The sequence below is a fragment of the Aquirufa esocilacus genome, assembly GCF_042715595.1.
GTDB classification, from domain to species: domain Bacteria; phylum Bacteroidota; class Bacteroidia; order Cytophagales; family Spirosomataceae; genus Aquirufa; species Aquirufa esocilacus.
Genome location: NZ_JBBKXX010000001.1, coordinates 171,557 through 187,100 on the forward strand (window position 1 = coordinate 171,557; position 15,544 = coordinate 187,100).

10 protein-coding genes are annotated in these 15,544 nt (G+C 45.5%); 3 read left to right on the plus strand and 7 right to left on the minus strand.

Going from position 1 to position 15,544, the window contains the following annotated elements; translation table 11 throughout:
• Positions 1–12 precede the first annotated feature (12 nt).
• Both rho and ygiD read left to right on the plus strand, forming a co-directional pair.
• Positions 13–1,485 (plus strand): transcription termination factor Rho, encoded by a 1,473-nt coding sequence (gene rho / locus SKC37_RS00740; protein WP_377979633.1) that lies wholly within the window; start codon positions 13–15, stop codon positions 1,483–1,485.
• A gap of 3 nt (positions 1,486–1,488) precedes the next feature.
• Entirely contained in the window at positions 1,489–2,274 is a 786-nt protein-coding gene (gene ygiD, locus SKC37_RS00745; protein WP_377979634.1) for a 4,5-DOPA-extradiol-dioxygenase, read from the plus strand.
• On the opposite strand, the gene rocD is transcribed toward ygiD, so the two are convergent.
• The 4 genes from rocD to gcvP form a co-directional block, all read right to left on the minus strand.
• Positions 2,271–3,488 (minus strand): ornithine--oxo-acid transaminase, encoded by a 1,218-nt coding sequence (gene rocD / locus SKC37_RS00750; RefSeq protein WP_377979635.1) that lies wholly within the window; start codon positions 3,486–3,488, stop codon positions 2,271–2,273. The two genes, ygiD and rocD, sit on opposite strands and share 4 nt — an antisense overlap.
• Positions 3,485–4,660 carry an acetyl-CoA C-acyltransferase gene (locus SKC37_RS00755; protein ID WP_377979636.1) on the minus strand — a complete coding sequence of 392 codons (1,176 nt, stop codon included), beginning with the start codon at positions 4,658–4,660 and terminating at the stop codon, positions 3,485–3,487. The genes rocD and SKC37_RS00755 overlap by 4 nt, the downstream gene beginning before the upstream one ends.
• An 11-nt stretch (positions 4,661–4,671) precedes the next feature.
• Positions 4,672–7,077 carry a 3-hydroxyacyl-CoA dehydrogenase/enoyl-CoA hydratase family protein gene (locus SKC37_RS00760; RefSeq protein ID WP_377979637.1) on the minus strand — a complete coding sequence of 802 codons (2,406 nt, stop codon included), beginning with the start codon at positions 7,075–7,077 and terminating at the stop codon, positions 4,672–4,674.
• Positions 7,078–7,207: 130 nt separating this feature from the next.
• The gene (gene gcvP / locus SKC37_RS00765) at positions 7,208–10,054 is read right to left on the minus strand and encodes an aminomethyl-transferring glycine dehydrogenase (RefSeq protein ID WP_377979638.1); all 2,847 of its coding nucleotides are present in this window, start codon (positions 10,052–10,054) and stop codon (positions 7,208–7,210) included.
• 103 nt (positions 10,055–10,157) lie between these two features.
• On the opposite strand from gcvP, the gene SKC37_RS00770 reads away from it, so the two are divergent.
• Positions 10,158–11,756 carry a M28 family peptidase gene (locus SKC37_RS00770; RefSeq protein ID WP_377979639.1) on the plus strand — a complete coding sequence of 533 codons (1,599 nt, stop codon included), beginning with the start codon at positions 10,158–10,160 and terminating at the stop codon, positions 11,754–11,756.
• A gap of 187 nt (positions 11,757–11,943) precedes the next feature.
• Here SKC37_RS00770 and SKC37_RS00775 read toward each other — a convergent pair whose 3' ends face one another.
• The 3 genes from SKC37_RS00775 to SKC37_RS00785 are packed head-to-tail and all read right to left on the minus strand — an operon-like array spanning position 11,944 to position 15,538.
• Positions 11,944–14,094 carry a DUF4954 family protein gene (locus tag SKC37_RS00775; protein ID WP_377979640.1) on the minus strand — a complete coding sequence of 717 codons (2,151 nt, stop codon included), beginning with the start codon at positions 14,092–14,094 and terminating at the stop codon, positions 11,944–11,946.
• Positions 14,091–14,486: an SMU1112c/YaeR family gloxylase I-like metalloprotein gene (gloA2, locus tag SKC37_RS00780; protein WP_377979641.1), complete on the minus strand. Its 396-nt coding sequence runs from the start codon at positions 14,484–14,486 to the stop codon at positions 14,091–14,093. The genes SKC37_RS00775 and gloA2 overlap by 4 nt, the downstream gene beginning before the upstream one ends.
• A complete protein-coding gene (locus tag SKC37_RS00785; protein WP_377979642.1) occupies positions 14,483–15,538 on the minus strand; it encodes a glycoside hydrolase family 130 protein in 1,056 nt (351 codons plus the stop codon). Before SKC37_RS00785 ends, gloA2 begins: the two co-directional genes overlap by 4 nt.
• Positions 15,539–15,544: the final 6 nt, after the last annotated feature.

The window sequence follows — 15,544 nt, forward strand, 5'->3', positions numbered from 1 at the left end:
CATTCCCCCTTTATGGAAGATAAGCCTATCAAAAGAGTAAAAAAAGCACAAGAAGAAGATTCATCATCAAACGAACGGCCTAAGCGTCAACGAATTAAGAAGAGCAACGAAGAAGCCCCTTTGTTACCAATGGGAATGCAAGCAGAAGCGGAAGCTCCATCTGAAGCACCTATCGAATACAAAGAAATTGCAGCTCCAGAAGAATTCATAGTAGACACTTCTTTCATCACCAGCACTGAAAATACAAAAGACGAGGTTTCTCCCACAGATGCGCCTGTCGATGTTGATAAATTACCGAAAGAAGAAGCACCAGCACCCGTTCATCACCACAAACCACGTTCGAATTACAACCAAGTCATCAAGGAATTAGATGGTTTGATCGAAAATGAGGGAGTTTTAGAAATTATGCAAGAGGGCGGATACGGATTTATGCGTTCGTCTGATTATAATTACTTGGCTTCTCCAGATGATATTTATGTGTCGCCATCACAAATCAAAATGTTTGGTTTGAAGACGGGAGATACGATTTTAGGAAAGATTCGTCCGCCTAAAGAGGGGGAGAAATATTTCGCCTTGTTGAAAATTGAGTCCGTAAACGGTAAAACGACGGATGAGATTCGGGACCGGATCAATTTTGAATATTTAACGCCTTTGTTCCCAGAGGAGAAGTTGAACTTGTCTTCGACGCCGGATAATTATTCGACGCGTATTTTGGACTTGTTTGCGCCTATCGGTAAGGGCCAAAGGGGTATGATCGTTGCCCAGCCTAAAACGGGTAAAACGGTTTTATTGAAAGACATAGCTAATGCGATTTCCCGCAACCACCCAGAAGTGTATTTGATCATCTTATTGATCGATGAGCGTCCGGAGGAGGTAACGGATATGCAGCGTTCCGTGCGTGCAGAAGTAATTTCATCTACTTTCGATGAGCAAGCAGAGCGTCACGTGAAAGTGGCTAATTTGGTTTTAGAGAAGGCTAAAAGAATGGTGGAATGCGGTCACGATGTCGTTATCCTATTAGATTCGATTACACGTCTTGCACGTGCTTACAATACAGTGGTTCCATCATCTGGTAAGATTTTATCTGGTGGTGTGGATGCCAATGCGCTTCACAAACCTAAGCGTTTCTTCGGAGCAGCGCGTAACGTCGAAAATGGCGGATCTTTAACCATCATCGCAACTGCCTTGATCGAGACTGGTTCTAAAATGGACGAAGTTATCTTTGAGGAATTCAAAGGAACGGGTAACATGGAATTACAATTAGATCGCAAGTTAGCGAACCGCCGAATCTATCCATCGATCGATGTGACGGCTTCTGGAACGCGTCGCGAGGATCTATTGATGGATCCAGCGGTGCTACAACGTGCTTGGATCTTGCGCAAGCATATGTCCGACATGAACTCGGTAGAGGCGATGGAATTCTTGCAACAGCAAATGAAAGGGACGAGGAACAACGAAGAGTTCTTAGTTTCCATGAATCGCTAATAAATGTCATCTACAATACAGCCAGTTTGGTTCATTGGGCACGGAAGCCCAATGAACGCACTGGCAGACAATCCCTTTACCGCTTCATTACATACGCTAGGGGCATCCATTGCGCCACCTAAAGCTATTTTAGTCGTGTCTGCTCACTGGTTAACGCGCGGTATTACCCAAGTACAAGCGTCGCCGATGCCGGAGACGATTCATGATTTTGGTGGATTTCCACGTGCCTTGCACGAATTTCAATACCCAGCACCGGGAAGCCCAGAAACCGCGAAAATGCTCGCTTCAGGCTCCCAAAAAATCCAAGAAACCACCGAATGGGGTTTAGATCACGGCGCGTGGTCCGTACTTTGCCATCTATTCCCGAATCACAACATTCCCTGTTTTGAGATGTCTATTGACTATTCTCAGCCATTGGCCTATCACGTCACCCTCGCCCAAGAATTACAATTCTTACGGGAAAGAGGCGTCTTGATCGTGGGAAGTGGAAATATCGTACACAATTTGCAGGCGAGTATCCCCAATCTCTCGATGGGTCAGGAACATTTCGCCTATGATTGGGCACAGGAATTTGATGCCTGGACGATGCAGAAATTACTGGATAAGGATATCTCGAGTTTAGTGGATTATGCGCGTGCGCCAGGCGGATTAAAATCTGTTCCCACACCGGATCACTACATTCCGATGTTGTATGCGTTGGCTTTGGCCCGTAAAGAGGAGACCGTGCGTTTCACGTACGATGAACTCGTGTACGGCGGAATCTCGATGCGCTGCTTCGAAATCGCTTAATAGCCTAGAAAAACTTTATCGATGATGCTGCAAGCTTGATCCATCTCTGCACCGGTGATGGTGAGGGGAGGAGCTAAGCGGATTTTATTGCCGTGGGTCGGTTTCGCTAGCAATCCCTTTTTCATCAGATCTAAACAGATTTCCCAAGCCACGTGGCTATCTTCGTCGGTATCGATTTCGATGGCACACAATAGCCCTTTTCCTCTGACTGATTTAATGAGGGCGGTTTTATCGCGTAGACTTTCTAAAAACGTCAACAACTGCAAACCTCGAATCGCCGCATTTTCGACTAAATCCTCATCTTCGATGATATCGATGGCTACGTTCGTGACTGCGCAGGCTAATGGATTTCCACCATAGGTCGAACCGTGTTCACCAGGTTTAATGGTGAGCATAATCTCGTCGTTGCAGAGCACCGCGGAGACTGGCATAAATCCGCCCGAAAGTGCTTTGCCTAACAATAAAATATCTGGATGCACTAATTCGTGGTGACAGGCTAACCAGGCACCTGTGCGCCCTAAGCCGGTTTGGATCTCATCCGCGATGAAAAGCACGCGGTGTTTTTTGCATAATGCAGCTGCTTTTTTCAAATAACCCGGCGATGGAATGACAACGCCAGCCTCGCCTTGAATGGGTTCCACCATGAACGCCGCTACATTTGGGTTTTGTAATTTCTCTTCTAGAGCTGATAAGTCATTGTAGGGAATCCGACTGAAACCCGGAACAAAAGGTCCGAAGTTGTGATAAGACGATGGATCATTTGATGATGAAACCGCCGCAATCGTTCTTCCCCAAAAATTTCCTTCCGCAAATATAATTTCCGCTTGATTCGCCGGAACGCCTTTTACCTCATAAGCCCATTTGCGGGCTAATTTGATGGCAGATTCGCCTGCTTCCACACCCGTATTCATCAATAGGACCTTTTCGTAGCCGAATTTCTCGGCTAATTTCTTCTCTGTCGAACCTAATAGATTCGTATGAAAAGCACGGGAGCTGAGCGTTAAACGTGCGGCCTGATCTGAAATGGCTTTGACTAAACGGGGATGACAATGTCCTTGATTTACCGCACTGTAGGCAGATAGAAAATCCAGGTATTTTTTCCCCGTTACATCATACACATGTACCCCCTCACCGCGTTCTAAAACGACCGGCAGTGGATGGTAATTATGTGCTCCAAAATCAGACTCTAACTCAATGTACTCTTGTGGGGTCATAGCAATTCGTAAATTCCCGCTACCCCTTGACCGCCACCAACGCAGGCCGTGACCATACCGTATTTTTGGTTGCGTAGACGCATTTCGTTGAATAATTGGATGGATAATTTAGCGCCAGAACATCCCAGTGGGTGACCTAAAGCAATGGCTCCGCCGTTCACATTCACGATAGTTGGATCGATATCGAGGGTTTTCATGACAGCCAAAGACTGTGCCGCAAACGCCTCGTTCAATTCAATTTGTTGAATATCTTTCAGCGTTAAACCCGCTTTTTTCAAGGCGATTGGAATCGCTTCTACCGGACCAATTCCCATCAAACTAGGTTCAACCCCCGCTGTCGCATAGGAAACCATCCGAGCGATAGGCTCTAAATGTAGTTCTTTGACTAATTTCTCTGAAACGACTAAAACGAACGCCGCTCCATCGGAAGTTTGGGATGCATTACCCGCGGTAACGGTTCCGCCCATCGCGAATGCCGGTTTTAATTTACCTAAAGCTTCGATCGTTGTATCTGCACGTGGACCCTCGTCTTGTGACACGGTCCAGCTGCGGGATTGTTTCTTACCTGATTTGGCATCGAAATAATTCTCCGTTACTTCTACTGGAACGATTTGCGACGTGAATTTGCCGGCTTTTTGAGCTTCCAATGCTTTCATATGAGAAGCAAAAGAGAACGCATCTTGCTCGTCGCGCGTCACGTTGTATTTCTTACTTACTTCCTCTGCCGTCAGACCCATTCCGATATAGTAATCGGGATGTTCGTTCGCGATTCCGTAGTTCAAGACCGTTTTGTGGCCCATCATCGGTAACATCGTCATCGATTCGGTACCTCCTGCAATAACGCAATCGGCCATACCAGAAGCCACTTTAGCGGAGGCCAAAGCAATCGCTTCTAAACCAGAACCGCAATAGCGGTTGATGATGAAACCTGGAACGTTTTTAGGGAGTGATAATAGGGAAATGTAGCGCGCCATTTGCATCCCTTGCTCGGCTTCGGGAATGGCGTTGCCCACGATCAAATCGTCGACACGTGCCGGATCTAAATTAGGCACTTGCTTCATCAAATGTTTAATGACTTCCGCCGCTAAATCATCTGGACGCATCGTTCTGAAACCTCCTCTTTTGGCTTTTGCAACTGCTGTGCGGTAACCTGCTATGATATATGCATTCATCTTCGTACGATTTAATTTCTGAGTGGTTTACCGCCACCTAATAAACTTTGGATTCTGTCCATGGTCTTTTTCTCGCCACATAGTGAAAGGAAAGCCTCTCTTTCTAGGTCGAGTAAATACGTTTCGCTCACGACTTGTGGTGCATCTAAATCGCCACCGCAGATCGCGTAGGCTAATTTATTCGCAATTAAGGCGTCGTGTTCTGAGATGTAACGTCCCATTAACATGCCTTGGATGCCTGCTTTGAATAGGGCCAAACCTTGTTTTCCCTCCACCCAGACATCGTTGCGTCTCGCTTTTTGGACATATCCTGCATCTGCTAAGGCCAAAGCCTCTCTTTTCGCCTCCGATATTACCTGGTTGCGATTCAACACGATGCGATCCTGAGCGCGTAAATAATTCATCTCTCTCGCCTCGTGCGCCGAAGTACTCACGCGTGCCGTTGCGATATTCATAAAGGCCTCTTGCAAACGGTTCAACTCCACATCGCCTGCGCGACGTGCATCGCCCATTCTTAAGGCCATCTCTTTCGTTCCACCACCCGCAGGAATCAAACCGACTCCCACTTCCACTAGACCCATATATAATTCCGCATGAGCGACAATCTTATCCGCGTGTAAGTTGATCTCGCAACCACCACCCAGCGCTAACGTATGTGGTGCCACCACTACCGGAATACCGGAGTAGCGCACACGCATCATGGTTTCTTGGAAGGTCGCGATCATGTTGTTTATGTCGTCGAATTTCTGCTCCATTGCGAACATGAACAACATCCCTAGATTCGCACCCGCTGAGAATGCTTCGTTCGACTCGTTTCCGATCACTAAACCTTGGAAATCGTTTTCCGCCGTCGCGATTGCCTCTTGGATGCCTTCCAGCACTCCTTGGCCCATCGTGTTCATCTTAGAGTGGAATTCTAAGCCTAAAATGCCATCGCCTAAATCAACGATGTGCATATCATCATTTGACGAAACAGTCTTCGTCGGCTTTAAGATCTGCAAATTGATTTGCTGCTCCGCTCCTGCAATTGCTTGGTATTTCTTAGTCGCAATGTCGTAGAACAAACGCTTACCGCCTTCAACTTTGTAGAAAGAAGTATGGCCTGCTTCCACCATCTCCGTTACCCAAGCCGCCGGTGCAAGACCCTCTACTTTCATTAATTCGATACCATTCACGACACCGATGGCATCCCAGGTTTCAAAAATTCCCATTTCCCAGCCAAAACCCGCGCAAATCGCTTGGTCAATTTTGACTAGATCATCTGCGATTTCTGGAATTCGATTTGACGCATAACGGAAACCATCTAAGATAGTTTTGCGGTAGAATTCGCCGGCTAAATCTTTTCCCGCTAATAAAAGCGCGAAGCGATCTGCTAGGTTATCGATCGCCTTTGAGCGATCTAAGGTTTCAAAGTTGACTCTTTCCGCCGCGCGGTATTCAAACGTATGTAGATCCAGGCTCAGGATGACCGTTTTGCCTTTTTCGTCTTTGGTTTTCTTATAAAATCCTTGACCCGTTTTGTCGCCCAGCCATTTGTTTTCCATCAAACGCTGTAACATCACCGGTAGGTTAAAAATATCTTTGCTTTCGTCGTTTACGAGTGCAGCTTTCAAATTGTTCGCTACGTGAACCGTCGTATCTAAACCAACTACATCCGAAAGGCGGAACGTACCAGATTTAGGACGACCTACGACTTTGGAGGTCAATTTATCGACTTGCTCCACCGTAAGACCTAATTCCTCCACGACTTTCATCGTCTGCATCATGGAATAAACACCGATGCGGTTTGCGATAAAGGCTGGAGTGTCTTTGCAAAGAACGGCTGTTTTGCCTAATTGCGTTTCGCCGTAGCTTAACAAGAATTCGATAATCGCTTTGTCCGTTTTAGGACCAGGAATCACTTCGAATAAACGTAGGTAACGAGGAGGGTTAAAGAAGTGGGTTCCGCAAAAATGTTTTTGGAAATCATCGCTTCTGCCTTCTGACATCAAATGAATCGGAATACCCGATGTATTAGAGGTAACTAAGGTGCCCGGCGTGCGGAACTTCTCTACCTTTTCGTAGAGTGATTGTTTGATGGCTAGGTTTTCTACGACTACCTCCATGATCCAGTCCGCAGAACTGATTTCGGATAGGTTGTCATCGAAGTTGCCTAGTTTGATGTTATTCGCAAAGCCCGCTGCATAGAGCGATGCGGGCTTTGCTTTTATAGTTTGTTGAAATGCTGCGTTGACGATTCGGTTACGTACCGAAGGGTGTTCTAAACGAAGACCTTTGGCCTCTTCCTCTGGGCTCAAAGTCTGGGGTGCAATGTCCAATAAAAGGACCTGAACCCCAATATTTGCGAAATGACAGGCTATTCTAGAGCCCATAATTCCTGAGCCTAAAATGGCTACTTTTTTAATGGCACGATTCATATCTACGTTTTTAAATCTCGATGCGTAAATATAAATAAAAGGAATTATGTTATGCAAGCATACTAAATTTTATTTGCATTAAAAAAGGCGATCCCTAGGGACCGCCTTCCATGTAACGCGTAACGTAAAATTACATATAACTCTCCATCGGCTCGCAAGCGCAAACCAAGTTGCGATCTCCATAAGCGGAGTCAATGCGAGAAACTGTAGGCCAAAACTTGTTCGCCTTCACATAAGCCAGCGGGAATACCGCTTTCTCGCGTGAGTATGGACGATCCCAATCGCCTACTAAAACAGCTGATTGTGTATGAGGCGCGTGCTTTAACACGTTGTTTGCTTTGTCCGCTTTGCCTTCTTCGATCTCGCGAATCTCCGCACGAATGCTCAAAAGCGCATCGCAGAAACGATCTAACTCGTCTTTGTTCTCAGACTCTGTAGGCTCGATCATTAAGGTTCCAGCTACCGGGAATGAAAGGGTAGGAGCGTGGAAACCGTAATCCATTAAACGTTTCGCGATATCCTCTGCCTCTACGCCAGCGGATAATTTGAACGGACGGCAATCCACGATCATCTCGTGAGCGCAACGTCCTTGTGAACCGGTATATAGGATAGGGAATTCTTTTTCCAAACGAGCCTTGATGTAGTTCGCATTTAAGATTGCCGTTTCTGTCGCCGTAGTCAATCCTTTACCACCCATCATCGCGATGTACGCGTATGAGATCGCCAAAATACTAGCTGATCCCACTGGTGCCGCAGAAACCGCACCCGAAGTTCCGTCATGAACGTGTCCTGGTAGGAATGGAACTAACTGTGGCGCTACGCCGATAGGTCCCATGCCTGGGCCACCACCCCCGTGAGGGATACAGAAAGTTTTGTGTAAGTTCAAGTGACAAACGTCCGCTCCGATGCGCGCAGGGGAGGTTAATCCTACCTGTGCATTCATGTTTGCGCCGTCCATATACACTTGACCACCATTTTCGTGAATGATTTCACAAATCTCTTGGATGGTCTCCTCGAATACCCCATGGGTACTTGGGTAGGTAACCATTAAGCAAGAGAGGTTGTCTTTGTGTTCCAAAGCTTTGGACTTCAAATCAGCCACGTCAATATTTCCGTTCGCATCGCAAGGTGAAACAATCACCTTCATTCCGGCCATTACGGCAGAAGCAGGGTTCGTTCCGTGTGCCGATGACGGGATAATGGCAATGTTACGGTGGTGATCGCCGCGAGAGGCGTGGTACGCACGAATCGTCATCAAACCAGCGTATTCGCCTTGAGCTCCCGAGTTCGGTTGCATCGACATTTTAGCGAAACCAGTAATCTCACATAACCACTCATTTAAGTCCTCCACTAATTGTTGGTAGCCTTTCGTTTGAGAAGCCGGCGCAAATGGGTGAATCTTGCCTAATTCTGGCCAAGTCACCGGAATCATTTCCGTCGTCGCATTTAATTTCATCGTACAAGAACCCAACGAGATCATCGAATGAACCATCGATAAATCTTTTGATTCCAATGATTTCAAATAACGCAACATTCCGTGCTCAGAATGGTATTTATTGAAGACACTGTGCGTTAAGAAAGTCGAAGTACGCGTCAAGGCTGCTGGGATTGCCCAAGTGACAGTTTTCTCAGCTGTTTTCGCGCCTTTTAATGTCTCGAAGAACGAGATGATCTCGATTACGTCTGCTTCCTGCGTTGTTTCATCTAAAGAGATGCTCGTCGTAGTCGCCGTATAACGTAAGTTGCGCTCTGCTTTTTCTGCCAAAGCCCGTAAGTCCGCCGTCTGCGCTCCCGTCTGAATCGTCAGCGTATCGAAGTGGTTCGTATTTTCTAAGGTAAATCCAAGTTTGCGTAAGTTAACCGCTAGTAATTCCGTCAAGCCGTATACTTTTTCGGCGATTTTCTTCAAGCCTGTAGGGCCGTGGTAGATCGCGTAAGAAGCGGCCATGATGGAAAGCAATACTTGTGCAGTACAAATGTTAGAGGTTGCTTTTTCGCGGCGAATGTGTTGCTCACGTGTTTGAAGAGCCATACGTAAAGCACGGTTTCCTTCTGCATCCACTGAAACACCGATGATACGTCCAGGAATATTACGCTTGTATTTTTCTTTCGTTGCGAAGAAACCGGCGTGCGGTCCTCCAAAGCCCATCGGTACCCCGAAGCGCTGAGAAACACCCACGACCGCATCAGCTCCCATTTCACCTGGAGGCGTTAATAAAGTCAAGGCTAATAAATCCGCGGCGACTACGACTTGTAAGCCGTTTTCTTTCGCAGCTGCGATTAATGCACTATAATCAAATACCTCACCGTTAGAAGCAGGGTATTGTAACATCATTCCGTAGAAACGCGCGTCCGTCACGTCGAAAGTGCGGTGGTCGCCTACGACGATTTCGATACCAATCGGTTCTGCACGCGTTTTTAATAAGTCGATGGTTTGTGGAAGGCAAAGTTCAGAAACGAAATAAGCCTCAGCTTGATTGCGTTCTGCTGGTCTTTGGCCATATAACATCGTCATGGCTTCCGCTGCCGCTGTTCCTTCATCTAAAAGGGACGCGTTCGCTAATTCCATGCCAGTTAAGTCGATGATCATCGTTTGGTAGTTCAACAACATTTCCAAACGACCTTGGGCGATTTCTGCTTGGTAAGGCGTGTAGGCCGTGTACCAAGAAGGATTTTCTAAAATATTTCTCAAAATGACCGTAGGCACAATCGTGTCCGAGTAACCTAAACCGATGTGTGATTTGAAGATCTGGTTTTGGCCCATTACTGCTTTAAAATCACGCAAAAACGCGAATTCTGATTTCGGTTCTGGCAAGCTAAGCCCTTGAGCTAAGCGGATTTTTTCAGGAACAGTTTGTTGAATTAGCGTTTCTAAGCTGTCTACGCCAATGGTTTTTAGCATAGCGGCTATATCTGCTGCTTCTGCATTGTTATGGCGTAAAGAAAAGTCTTCCTGATAAGTGTAATTTGGGGTCATGAATGTTGAGAATTTGGATTATAAAATCGCCACAAATTTAATCTTTTTTTAGCGATTTATTTTTAGATTCTTAACTTCGCTTTCTTAAATTTTGTTTCAACAAATGAAAAAAACTAACATCTACGTTTTAGGGCTATTTTTAGCTACTAAATTAATCCCGATGAGTGCTATTGCTCAGGGAGATCCAGTTCCTTACGCGTTGTCCATTCGCGCGGATGATCTGAAAAAACACTTGACTTTTATCGCTTCAGATAGCTTGAAAGGTCGTAATACGGGTTCGCCAGAGCAGAAAGTGGCTGCAAACTATATTGCAGACTCATTTAAGAAATCAGGCATTGCGCCGGTGAACGGGTCTTATTTCCAAAAAGTGGACTTAGTCAACCGCGCCTGGTCTAACGTTTTTATTTCTGCCAAAGGAAAGAAATACGAATACCTAAGCGAAATGATGGCGAATGCCTTAGCGCCTGTCGCAGCTAATTCCAAGTTTCCTGTCGTATTTGCTGGCTTTGGAGTACAGCAAGGTGGCTACACGGATTTTGACAAATTAAATGCCAAAGGCAAATACGTATTAGCTTTCGAGGGCGAGGCGAAAGACGCAGCTGGACTTTATGTACTGTCTGGTTCAAAAGATCCATCTGTTTTCGGAAAAGGCGATGGCTGGAAAGAAAAATTAAAGCGTGCACAAGCGGCTGGAGCGAAAGGGTTGATTTTGATCGCGGATCGCGATACGAAAGCTTTTGGCAATCAAGTACGCCAGCGCCAAGTGATGATGAAGCGTTTCGGAAACGAGCGTATGGCATTTGCTGATGCAGCCTCTGCGGCAAACGAAGCTCCGGTATTATTAATTTCTTCCGAAGCGGCTGCTGAAATCTTAGGCACGACCGAAGCGGAATTATTAGCTTACAAGGCATCTTTAGCCACTGCAAAAAAAACGGTTGCCTCGAAATTAAAAGCGGCTCCTATCGAAGTAACTATCGAAAGAACAGAGAAGCCGGTAGATACGTATAATGTGGTAGGTTATTTAGAAGGAACAGATAAGAAAGAAGAATTGGTTGTTTTAACAGCTCACTATGATCACATTGGTGTTTCTGCCGATGGCCAAATCAACAACGGCGCAAACGACGATGGCTCTGGAACCGTGACGGTGATGGAATTAGCGGAGGCTTTTGGTAAAGCAGCGGCAGAAGGAAAACGTCCACGTCGTAGTATTTTATTTATGACAGTGACGGGTGAAGAAAAAGGTCTTTTGGGTTCTGAATGGTACGCAAACCATCCTTTATTCCCATTAAAGAACACAGTTGTCGATTTAAACACAGATATGACTGGTCGTTATGATGACGAGCACAAAGGTAAGCCAGATTATATTTACGAGATCGGTTCTGATAAATTATCGTCTCAATTACGCGAGGTATTAATCGAGCAAAACAAGAAGCACGTAGGTTTAGAATTAGACTTCCGTTTTAATGACCCGAACGATCCGAACCGTTTCTACTACCGCTCAGATCACTATAACTTTGCTAAATTCGGTATCCCAGTAGCATTCTTCTTTAATGGGGTGCACGATGATTACCACATGCCAGGTGATGAGGTAGATAAGATTGAATTTGACCAAATCCAAAAAGTAGGCCGCCTTGTGTTCTACATGGCTTGGGAAATTGCGAATAGAGAGCAGAGGTTGGTTGTTGACTCTAACAAACCGTAATTTGCAGAGTGATTTTAAAGCACAAAGCATAAAGAATAAAGCACAAAATTTGAATCAAAAAGGGGACCTCGGTCCCCTTTTTTATGTATTCAGAAATGTTTCATAAATGTACCCCCGGAGGGGATTCCATCTTTATTCTTTGTGCTTTATGCTCTATGCTTTAATCCTATCGTTTATTCTTTGTGCTTTATGCTTTATTCTTTAATTCCTCTAGTTTTTCTCTAAAGGATATCGCTCGCATTTTTGCCTCCTGAATAAACTCATTCTCTTTCACATCACCGATCACCGCATCGAGTTCTGCCGCATTGCCAAACATCGCTAAGCGGAACGGATCTTCGTAGTCTTTTGAACGAGATCGTTCGATACCTGCCGTTAAGAAATCAGCTGTCGAGATAGCGCGATCAATCCACACAGGGATATTTTCGAACGCTTTTGGATTAATTTGCAATAAACCATTCAGGGCATTTTCAAATTTTTGCTCTGGATAAAGCGCAGCCTGTTTTTCGTAGAATTCATGCACTTGCTTCCAGCGAGTGATTTTGCCTGATTTAACATTTTCTTTCATCTCCTGGATGACGCCGGATGGAATTAATTGACCGCCTAAATTTTCCCAAACTTGAATCGCTGTAGCGTTTTTCAAAGTGGCTTGTAAAAGCGCAGATGGAGAAGCTGATGGGTGACGCTCAGAAGTGGCTAACCATTCTTTGGCCGCATGGTAATACAATAGGTCGTGGAAAATCTGGTAGGCTTTATGGGCCTTAGCAATACGCGTTCTACGTTTCGTGTTCTCAATGCCAGTCGCATAAACTGCCAGTGGATTCGACGCATTCGCTGGGTCATTTAGCCAGGCTTTTCCGTCGCCACCGCCTAGTGAATCGGATACCCATTTTTCTAAAAGCTGAATTCCTTGCAAGATTTCCGACACCGTATCTGGGGCTAAGAAATCAAACTCAAGTAACATGTCTTTGTTCGTTCTTTGGTCCCTGGCAGCGAATTTCCAAGCATTACGCGCTAGGGCATACATGTTGTATTGGAACCAATAACCGGCGATGATCAATAAGCCGCCCTCTGTGTCATCGTTTCCAATGAGAGAGAAAGGTAGTGGATTGTGGATTTCACCTGGGTAATTTCCTTTCGAAATCAAGTTAAAAGAGGCGAATTTCGAGTTGTGTTTTAAGGCCACGGATAAGCCAGGCCAAAACCCACGTCCCGCCTGCAACTCACCATCTGCTCCACGCGAATTGTGGTTGGAACCGAGAGTCGCGCCGGCTGCCATATTGCTTTGGCCTTTGACGATAGCTGCACACAAGAACGAGTTATTGTGATGCTGTTCATGGGCTGGAAAAATAAGGGCATTTAGTACCTCGCAACAAGAGATGGTCGAGTTACTTCCTAAAAAGGAGTTGATCAAACGAGCGCCGTATTTCAGTTGCGAGTGGGCTGCCAAAATAAAACGCACGGCTTTTACGCCGTAGAAAATCCGGCAGCCTTCGTGGATGATTCCGTTCACGATTTCGCAGCCTTCCCCTATTTGGGTGGAGGCTTCTGCGTTCGAGATGATGGTTAAGTTCTTTAATTTATTCGCGCCTTTGATATAGGTATCGGTACCCATATTGACGTCTTTGATGATACCGGTATTTTTGATGACGGTGCGGTCGCCGATTTGGCCATAGAATCCGCGCTTAGACGAGAATTCTTGGATGGTCATTTCTTTGTACTTCGCTTGTAATAAGGTGTCATCGCGGTCTTGGGTCCATAAAAAAGCATCTGCCGGTTTCATGCCCACGAAAGGAATCACCTTACGGCCTCCATTTTCGTTGCCTAATTCCATCCAAATTCGGATGCGCTCTTCTTCGCCTTTCTTTACGATACCATTACCAAATTTCGCCGTCGCCGTGGTAGCTAATTCGTTCACTTGGAGGATCATTACTTCGTTTCCGATTTGGTAATGAGACAATAAGTTCACGCGATCAATGGCTACGTTATCGCCAAAATCACAGGAAATCAAAGTGCTATTATAAAGCCCCACCGGCATACGCAGGTTTTTGAATTCTAAGTAGCAACTTTCTAAAATACCGATGCGGTTAATGCCAAAAAAACGGCAATTCTTCACCAAGTACGGATTAAATCCCTCTTTCACCCACACATCTTTCCAGTTTTCCGCCTCGTTCAAGTTCGCTTCTAGGATACTAATCTCCCGCGGCGCTAGAGCACGGTAAGCCCCTAAGTCGATGTTGGAGTTGCGGTGGTCGAATTCGCTTTGGCCCTCTTCTAAGAAAGCAGGCGTGACGAAATCGAATCCGAGTTTTGAAAGTGGTTTTTTATCAATTCTATTCATATCTCATAAAATTCAAGGGGCAAATCATCCGGGTCTGCGATAAAGGTAAATCGCTTCCCAGTGAACTCATCGATGCGAATGGGCTCCGATGTGATGCCTTTTTTGGTTAATTCCTGCACCGTCAAGTCCAGGTTATTTACTTGAAATGCCAAATGCCGCAAACCACAACTTTCCGGCCTCGAAGGTCGAGCGGGCGGGTTAGGGAAAGAGAACAATTCAATCACATAGTGATCGTTCAGCGCTAAATCCAATTTATACGAATCGCGTTCCTCACGATATACTTCTCGGATAATTTCAAGTCCTAAATCCTGCGTGTAAAAGGCCTTAGAACGCGCATAATCCGAGCAGATGATGGCAATGTGGTGGACGCTATGTAATCCTAATGAGCTCATTTTTTGATAGAAACAGCGATTTTAGAGTCGGCGGTTCCATAATAAAGAAACCATTTCCCATTAAAGGGTACTAAACCCTCTACGAAACAAACTTCGTTTACCTCACCCACTTTTTCATAAGGCTGGTTAGGCCAAATAAAGGGTTCATTCGTTCTAGCAATCACCTTATACGGTTTCTGTGCATCGAACAACACTTGTCCTGCGGCATAGGTGAATTTGGGGAAGCGCGACTCGTTATAATTCGCCGCATTTGAGCTGTTGTAGATTAACACAATTCCCTCTTTTCGAAGCAGTGCATAAGGCCCTGGTTCTACTAGACGGCTGTCAAAATAACCCGCACGTGGTTTTAAAACTGATAAACGAACATTCGTTTCTGCATTCTCCAGTATCTCCCAATGACGTAAATCTTTCGAAGTCGCTAGGAATAAATCGGTATCGCCGAAATACATATAATACAGCCCTCCGATCTTTTTGGCCACGATTTTATCTCCGTTTTGTTCTGAAACTAGGGCCCCAGATTTAGACCACGTATTTAAATATTTTTCAGAGGTAAAAAGGGGGCCTATTTTCTCCCAGGTTTGTAAATCTTTTGAAAACGCGCCGCACAGCCGTGCGAATTTGCCGTCGTAAGAAGTGTAAGTTAAAAAATACCCTCCGTCTTCCGTTTCTACAATCCGTGGGTCCTCAATGCCGCCTGGCCATTCGAAATCGCGGAAAGCGTCATTTGCTGGGAATAAAATGGGTTCAGAATTCTTTTTAAAATGAACACCGTCTGCACTAGTGGCTAAACCAATGCGGGAAGTGCCTACAGAATCTTGTGCACGATACAATAAATGAACGAGGCCGTCGCGAACTAGGGCGGTTGGATTTAAGACGTTTTTGTTTTCCCAGCCTACTTTTTTACTAGTGATGGGATCGAGGAAACGCGCCTCAAGGGAAGGTGAAAGAATCGGATTTTCTGCGTCAGCCTTCTTAAAGCCAGTCAGCTGCCAGTTTTGTGCGTTGCTTGTTAATGACAAACATAAAAGCGCCCAACTTATGATTCGTTTCATTTTCGA